The organism is Hydrogenophaga electricum (assembly GCF_030160815.1).
GTDB classification, from domain to species: domain Bacteria; phylum Pseudomonadota; class Gammaproteobacteria; order Burkholderiales; family Burkholderiaceae_C; genus Hydrogenophaga; species Hydrogenophaga electricum.
The window spans coordinates 1-1,404 of sequence record NZ_BSPB01000126.1 but is presented as its reverse complement, the minus strand read 5'-3'; the positions used below and the strand labels follow the sequence as shown (position 1 = coordinate 1,404).

Sequence of the window (1,404 nt, the reverse complement as noted above, 5' to 3'; positions counted from 1 at the left end):
GGCGCGCCCCGGCGCACGGCGATCAGGGCTTCGGCGATGGCGCGGTCGTCGGCGTCGACGGGCGCACTGTGCGCAACGGCCGGCATGGTCAGGCGCCCCCGGACGCGGGCGTGGGCGCGTGCGCCAGCCAGTGGCGGGCGATGTCTTCGCGCCGCGCCACCCAGATGTCGTCGGCATGGCGGGCCACGTGGGCCAGCACCATGTCCAGCCCGCCGATGCGGGCCGGGCGGCCGATGATGCGCGTGTGCAGGCCCACCGTGAGCATGCGCGGCGCGTGCGCGCTCTCGGCCAGCAGGGTGTCAATGGCGGCGATCACGTAGTCGCCGAAATCGCGGCCGTGCACGAAGCTGGCGCGGTCGAAGAAGCGCATGTCGTTGGTGTCGAAGGCGTAGGGCAGCACCACGTGCGGCGTGCCGTCCGCGCGCGGCAGCAGGTAAGGCAGATCGTCCCCGTAGTCGTCGCTGTCGTAGAGAAATCCCATCGACTGCAGCAGCGACCGCGTGCGCACCGAGGGCGAGGACTTGCAGTGCCAGCCTGCGGGCCGCCGGCCCCAGAAACGCTCGATCGTGGCCACCGTGCGCGCCAGGTGCTCGCGCTCGGTGGGTTCGTCCATGTGCGCCGGTGATTCCCAGCGCCAGCCGTGGCCGCACAGTTCGTGACCGTGCCGGAGCGCATCGACGGCGACCCAGGGCGTGTGTTCGAGCGCGCGCCCGCAGACGTTGAGCGTCAGCGGCCAGTGCCGCTCGGCAAAACGCTGCAGCACCCGGTCGTAGCCGCAGCGGGCGCCGTATTCGAAGTGCGTCTCCATGCACAGGTCGCGCACGCCGCGGATTTCGTTGACCACCTCGTGCACGCCTTCGTTGCGCTCGTCCCCCGCGCCCAGGGCGAATTCGGCGCCCTCTTCGATGTTGAGCACGAACGACAGCGCCAGCCCCCGGCCCTGCGGCCAGCGCCAGCCCTCGGGCAGCGCCGGGCGGGGTTGAAAACGGCGCCGGGGCCCGGCGGCAGGAAGGGTGGGATTCATGGTTGCAGCGGGCGGCGCTGCGCCCAGGGGAAACGGTCTTCAAACGCCTGGGCCACGGCCAGCACGCCGTCGTCGGCGCCGTAGGCCCCGATGAGCTGCAAGCCGATGGGCAGGCCCGTGGGCGAGGGCGCCACGGGCACCGACACGGCGGGCAGGCCGGCCGCGTTGACCCAGCCGGTGAACACGGCGTGCCCGCGCGGGCCCACCGGCTGGCCGTCGATGACCGGCGGAAAGGCCTGCTCGGCGGGCCAGGGCAGCGCCGCCGCGCTGGGCATGGCGATGAGGTCGGTCTCGGCGAAGAACGCGGCGCAGTCGCGCCGCAGCTGCGCCACCGTCTCCAGCAGGTCCCACAGCGCGTGCGCGGGCACGGCGTGCCCGTC

The 1,404-nt window shown here is 73.2% G+C and carries 2 protein-coding genes; both read right to left on the bottom strand.

Annotated features, from left to right (window positions below):
* Nucleotides 1-88: 88 nt before the first annotated feature.
* Nucleotides 89-1,024: a polysaccharide deacetylase family protein gene (locus tag QQK43_RS23070; RefSeq protein ID WP_284309624.1), complete on the bottom strand. Its 936-nt coding sequence runs from the start codon at nucleotides 1,022-1,024 to the stop codon at nucleotides 89-91.
* On the bottom strand, nucleotides 1,021-1,404 hold a 384-nt coding region (locus tag QQK43_RS23065), incomplete at its 5' end, for an amidase family protein (protein ID WP_284309623.1). The genes QQK43_RS23070 and QQK43_RS23065, both read right to left, overlap by 4 nt.